We start from the raw sequence: 5827 nt of genomic DNA on the forward strand, positions 1-5827 counted from the left end.
CCAGATCATGAAGCCTGTTAACCTTGAAAGCGGTATGCTCCGATAAAAAAAACAGGTGCGCTAAATTTGAAAATAGTACGTGACCGAGAATTGCTTTTTGAAATATGTTTATCTTGACAAATCTATGGAATAAGTATAGCATTAAGAGTTTTTTAAAAATGCAAAAAGTATTGAGATAATAAGGAGAATTTAAAAATGTACGCTGTTATCAAAACCGGAGGAAAACAATACAAGGTTCATGAAGAACAGATCCTGAAAGTTGAAAGGCTTGAAGGTACCGAAGGTTCTCAGATTGAATTTGATGACGTCCTCATGTATTCAGATGGTGAAACCATCACCCTTGGAAGCCCGAAGGTTGAAAATGCCTCGGTCAAAGCGCATATCCTTGACCAGGGAAAGGGCAAAAAGACACTAGTATTCAAATATAAACGTCGTAAAGGCTATAGAAAAATGAAAGGCCACCGACAGGATTATACTGAAATTAAAATAGAATCCATTTCGATTTAGCTATTAAGGGGAAATCTAATGTCACATAAAAAAGCAGCCGGCAGTACGAAAAATGGTCGCGATTCCAATGCGCAAAGGCGCGGCGTTAAAAAATTTGGTGGAGAAAGCATTCTTGCAGGGACTATTCTTGTAAGACAGATTGGCACCAAAATTCATCCGGGCAATAATGTTGGTCTGGGTAAGGACTATACCCTTTTTGCCAAAATTGACGGTGTTGTAACTTATGAAAGAAAAGGCCGTAATAGAAAAAAAGTCAGCGTTTATGAAGCGTGAAATTTGTAGATGAAGCAATTATCACTGTCAAGTCCGGTGATGGCGGCCGAGGATGCACTAGCTTTCGACGGGAACGTTACATTGAAAGAGGCGGACCTGATGGTGGAGACGGCGGCGATGGTGGTCATGTCATCCTGAAAATCGATGGGAGCAAACGAACGCTCTTTGATTATCGCCGCCAAAAATTGCTCAAGGCCAAAAACGGCCAACCCGGCCAGGGAAAACAAAAACACGGCAAAAACGGTTCACACTGCATCATCGCCCTTCCCCCGGGAACCATTGTTACCAACGAAGACACCAATGAAATTATTATCGACCTGACCGACACTGAGGAGGAATATATTCTTGCCCGCGGCGGCATGGGCGGACGAGGCAACAAACGCTTTGCAAGCTCTACTAACCGGGCACCCAGGCATTCTCAACCCGGTATTTCCGGTATTGAACTAAAGCTTAAGCTGGAATTAAAGCTTCTTGCCGATGTCGGGCTTGTCGGTTTACCCAACGCAGGAAAATCCACTCTTATCAGCAGCATATCTGCAGCCCGCCCGAAAATAGCCGACTATCCCTTTACAACACTGACCCCGATCCTTGGAATGGTAGAACCTCCTTTTGGAGAACCCTTTGCAGTGGCAGATATCCCGGGCTTGATTGAGGGCGCCCATGAAGGAACCGGTCTTGGTATCAGTTTTTTAAAACATATTGAAAGAACCGGTATCCTGGTTCATCTGATTGATTCTTTCCAGATAGATCCTGCCTCCCCTCTTAAGTCTTTTAACCTGATAAACAATGAACTGTCCAAGTACAGTCAAACACTGGCAAAAAAAACTCAGATTGTCGTACTTAACAAGATTGACTTGCCGGACACGCAAGAAAAGGTTAAAGCATTTAAAAACGCTTTAAAAAACATCCGGGTGTTGACTCTTTCAGCGGCAACGGGTAAAGGAGTAAAAGAACTCATTAAACTTTTATCTTCTGAGCTTACAAAGAGTAAAAAATGAATGCCGGACTTTTTGGCGGAACTTTTAATCCTTTTCACAATGGCCACATTAGTATTATTCAGCATGTCAAAAAAAAATGTGGGTTAGAAAAAATATTTTTAATTCCTTCTGCAACACCGCCCCACAAACCCCATACCAACCTTGCCCCAGCCAAAGACAGGTTTGATATGGTAAAAATAAGTTTAAAAAATTATAAGGATTTTCTGGTATCAGACAAAGAATTAATTAGAAAAGGGCCTTCCTTTACCATTGACACCATCAATGAATTTAAAAAAGAATATGGCAAACAGACCCACTTTTTTCTTTTAATGGGATCTGATGCATTTTTAGATATTACAACCTGGAAACATAAGGATCAAATATTTGAGGCTGTCCGTATTATCATCATGTTGAGAGGGCATTGGGGAAATAATAATGCCATTGCCTCTTTTATTGACGAGAACATATCAAAGGGGTACATTTTTAATGAACAGAACAATACTTTTTCCCATAAAAAGAAACAAAAAATAATAATTTGCAAGGTGCCCAAAATAGATATTTCATCCACCATGATCCGGGCACGGATAAAAAACAACGAATCCATAAAGGATCTTGTGCCCGCGAATGTCGAAAAAATTATTAGAACAAAGGAACTCTATAAATGAAAAATTTCGTCACGATAAAAGATGATCTTAAAAAATACCTGATCCCTGCGTTTGAGAGGAAGGCAAAATCAATTACCGCCATTGATGTAAAACAACTTACTTCTTATACGGATACCCTTGTTATTATTGAAGGAAACTCTCAGCGTCAGGTAACATCCATTGCCGAACATTTGATTAAAAGTTTAAAAGACCAAGAAATAAAGGCCATTGGTATTGAAGGTGTAAAAGACGGCGAATGGGCATTGCTTGATTATGGAGAAGTTATCATCCATATTTTTAAACCAGAAACAAAATCCTTTTATGATCTTGAAGGACTGTGGGCTGATGCCTCAAGAATTGATCTTTCGGAATTTGAAGTAGCATACGAATCTGAGGAGAACGATGATGGGTTCTAAATCACACCCTGTCAACATTTTAATGATTCTTGACGGGTGGGGTATTAATAATAAAAAACAAGGGAATGCATTTGCGATAGCCGACACTCCTTTTCTGGATTCTCTGTTAAAAAATTTTCCCAGCTGCAAGCTTCTGTGCTCAGGCAGTGCAGTCGGCCTTCCCGACGGAACCATGGGCAACTCGGAAGTCGGTCACATGAATATCGGTGCGGGCCGGAAAGTATTGCAGAATTTTGTAAAAATAAATCAAGCCATTAAAGATCAAACCTTTTTTAAAACCCCTGCACTTTTGGATATTATTGCACAGGTTTCACAATCAGAAAAAAGTCTCCATCTCATGGGACTGCTGTCAGATGCTGGTGTTCACAGTCACATCTCCCACCTGTTTGCCCTGATCGACATGGCCAGACAAAATGGCGTGAAAAACCTTTTTATCCATCCCGTTCTTGACGGCCGGGATACCTCACCCTTAAGCGGTATCAATTATACTCAACAACTTCAGGACTATCTGAATATTCATAAGTACGGTAAAATTGCCACTATTGTCGGCCGCTACTGGGCCATGGACAGGGATACAAGATGGGGCAGGGTTGAAAAAGCGTATAATCTTTTTACGAAAGCTTCGGGTGTGATTGAACAAACCGCGGTTAAAGCCATACAAAATGCCTATGAATCAAATCAGACCGATGAATTTATCAAACCCATTTTTTTAGGAAACAATCATCCGACAAAGAGTATCCCAAATGGTACGATTGAAGATGGAGACGGCATTGTCTTTTTTAATTTCAGGGCCGATCGGGCTAAAGAAATCACAAGGGCATTCACAGAACCCGGATTTAATGAGTTTACCAGAGAAAAAAAGATAGCTCTTGCAGGATTTGTCTGTATGACGCAGTATGATGAAACTTTTGATTTGCCGGTGGCGTTTGCTCCCCAGCACCTGGATAATATTCTCGGAAAAATTTTAAGTAAAAACAGCATTCCCCAGCTTCGAATTGCTGAAACTGAAAAATATGCCCATGTGACCTATTTTTTTAATGGCGGTGATGAAAAGATTTTTGATCGAGAAGAAAGAATACTCATCCCCTCCCCAAGAGATGTGGCAACCTATGATGAAAAACCCCAAATGAGCGCCTTTAAATTGGCAGAGAAAGCTTGTAATAAAATCAGGTCAAGGAAATTTGGGTTTATCCTACTCAATTTTGCCAATATGGACATGGTGGGACACACAGGAATTCTGGAGGCTGCCATCAAAGGATGTGAAACCGTGGACCAGTGTGTACAAAAAGTCGTTGAAGCGATATGGGAAACAGGAGGGGTCGCATTGGTGACAGCAGATCACGGAAATTCAGAACAGATGATTGCAGATGACGGTTCTCCTCACACAGCACACACTTTAAACCCTGTAAGATTGATACTCGCAGGGAATAACTTTAAAGGTATATCAATGAAGGACGGCATTCTTGGCGATATCGCACCGACCGTTCTGAAGATATTAAATATAGAACAACCTTCTGAAATGACAGGAACATCTTTAATATGAATTTTGATTATATTATCACCGATTATATTACCGGGAAAGCCGTAAGGAACGTAGGTCCTGAAGCCAGCAGACAGATATTTGAAAAATTTCTGGTGGATGAAAAAGGATATGCAAAAGAAGATATCAAGGTGGACGAAGAACTGATTGTCCAGTTTAAAGGAGAGGACTATGTTTCAGCTATTGACCTGATTGTATATTCCAAAGAAAAGGCATTGATGGCCATTACCTGTGTGGCAGGATCTATCGGGTCCTATGAAAGAGAAATCCTGGCCGGTGCCAGGCTGATTTATGACTATCAAATCCCCTTTGCCGTTTCAACGGATGCAAGGGATGCAATGATATTGGATACGCTTTCCGGAAAAAAAGCAGGACAGGGTCTTGATGCGATTCCATCAAAAGAAGAGGCTCTTAAACTGATTGGAACCATTGAGTTTAAACCCCTTGATGAAAACAGAAAGGAGCGGGAAATGATCATTTACCGCTCCTTTAACCTGGAAAAAGTCAATATTTAATTAAGACTGTCAGGCCCGGGATATCTCTTTATTACAATGTTTACAGAGTGTGGCCCGTTTCTTAATGATCTCTGCACAATAGGGGCATTCACGGGTATAATGTCTTTCATGAAGCTGGCCTATGGCCTTTTGTACCCCTTCCTGCAGGACAGGGGTGGGAAACTTATGATTGCTCAAATGCTCTGCTGCATCTGCATCGCCAAGTTCTCCAACCATTTGGGCCGCCTTAAGCCGTGCTTTGGGAGGAATCTTGGCATCAAGACAAATCTTTAAAATCTCATCCCAGTCCTTTGAAATATAATAATCCGTTAACACCGAGAATGTCTGTTTTAAAAGTTCTTTTTTTGCTTCTTCCCGGATCAGGGCTTCATCATCCAGTTTCCCACCCGTGGCTCCCACGGGGCTGAATACGGGCATATACTCAAAATTTTTCTTCCCCGGTTCAACAATACACCGATAAGATGCCGGAACTTCCATGGTTTCACTTAAGTGATCCCAGCCTTTTTTATAACTTGAACATTCATCATTAAAACAGACAAACAGGTAGGGGGTTCCCCAACCCAGTCCATCGCTAAAATTAAAGGGAGGGACTTCCCACAAGGTCATATCTGTTTCACAGTGGGGACACTGTGGTTTGTCCACTTTTAAATATTTTTCAAGAAGTTCTTCTTTTGTCTCAAACGCCATTATATCAATCTCCTTTGGTAGTCTATCTTATCTGGATTTGATCCTACTCAATCAAAGCGAGCACATCATCTTTGGCAACAGAATCTCCACTATTATAATTCACAGCTTTAATCACACCGCTTGCGGGTGCCGGCAGAGCGTTCTCCATTTTCATGGCTTCAATGACGACAACGGTTTCACCTTCATTGACAGAGTCACCCACACTCTTTTCATATTTAATTACCATACCCGGCATGGGTGCTGTGACTGGTGTTCCGGCGGATGTGGC

General features: G+C 41.4%; 9 protein-coding genes. 7 read left to right on the forward strand and 2 right to left on the reverse strand.

Annotated elements, in window-relative coordinates; genetic code table 11:
- Positions 1 to 195: 195 nt before the first annotated feature.
- Genes rplU through QAI40_RS16535 form a run of 7 tightly spaced genes read left to right on the forward strand, consistent with a single transcriptional unit; the run spans position 196 to position 4872 of the window.
- Complete coding sequence (gene rplU / locus QAI40_RS16505; protein ID WP_299983861.1) at positions 196 to 507, forward strand: 50S ribosomal protein L21; 312 nt, start codon at positions 196 to 198, stop codon at positions 505 to 507.
- An 18-nt stretch (positions 508 to 525) separates the two neighbouring features.
- Positions 526 to 780 (forward strand): 50S ribosomal protein L27, encoded by a 255-nt coding sequence (gene rpmA, locus QAI40_RS16510; RefSeq protein WP_299983863.1) that lies wholly within the window; start codon positions 526 to 528, stop codon positions 778 to 780.
- Positions 777 to 1778, forward strand: coding sequence for a GTPase ObgE (gene obgE / locus QAI40_RS16515; RefSeq protein WP_299983865.1), 1002 nt, complete (start codon positions 777 to 779; stop codon positions 1776 to 1778). Before rpmA ends, obgE begins: the two co-directional genes overlap by 4 nt.
- Positions 1775 to 2422: a nicotinate-nucleotide adenylyltransferase gene (gene nadD, locus QAI40_RS16520; RefSeq protein ID WP_299983867.1), complete on the forward strand. Its 648-nt coding sequence runs from the start codon at positions 1775 to 1777 to the stop codon at positions 2420 to 2422. Before obgE ends, nadD begins: the two co-directional genes overlap by 4 nt.
- Positions 2419 to 2817 carry a ribosome silencing factor gene (gene rsfS / locus QAI40_RS16525; RefSeq protein WP_299983869.1) on the forward strand — a complete coding sequence of 133 codons (399 nt, stop codon included), beginning with the start codon at positions 2419 to 2421 and terminating at the stop codon, positions 2815 to 2817. The genes nadD and rsfS overlap by 4 nt, the downstream gene beginning before the upstream one ends.
- A complete protein-coding gene (gpmI, locus tag QAI40_RS16530; protein ID WP_331521125.1) occupies positions 2804 to 4360 on the forward strand; it encodes a 2,3-bisphosphoglycerate-independent phosphoglycerate mutase in 1557 nt (518 codons plus the stop codon). Before rsfS ends, gpmI begins: the two co-directional genes overlap by 14 nt.
- Positions 4357 to 4872 carry a type I restriction enzyme HsdR N-terminal domain-containing protein gene (locus QAI40_RS16535; RefSeq protein ID WP_299983871.1) on the forward strand — a complete coding sequence of 172 codons (516 nt, stop codon included), beginning with the start codon at positions 4357 to 4359 and terminating at the stop codon, positions 4870 to 4872. The genes gpmI and QAI40_RS16535 overlap by 4 nt, the downstream gene beginning before the upstream one ends.
- A 9-nt stretch (positions 4873 to 4881) precedes the next feature.
- Here QAI40_RS16535 and QAI40_RS16540 read toward each other — a convergent pair whose 3' ends face one another.
- Together QAI40_RS16540 and QAI40_RS16545 are read right to left on the reverse strand one after the other, a co-directional pair.
- Positions 4882 to 5559 (reverse strand): zinc ribbon domain-containing protein, encoded by a 678-nt coding sequence (locus QAI40_RS16540; RefSeq protein WP_299983873.1) that lies wholly within the window; start codon positions 5557 to 5559, stop codon positions 4882 to 4884.
- A gap of 43 nt (positions 5560 to 5602) precedes the next feature.
- On the reverse strand, positions 5603 to 5827 hold a 225-nt coding region (locus QAI40_RS16545), incomplete at its 5' end, for a biotin/lipoyl-containing protein (RefSeq protein WP_299983875.1).

Origin of the sequence: Desulfobacula sp. (genome assembly GCF_030611305.1) — a bacterium.
Lineage (GTDB): Bacteria > Desulfobacterota > Desulfobacteria > Desulfobacterales > Desulfobacteraceae > Desulfobacula.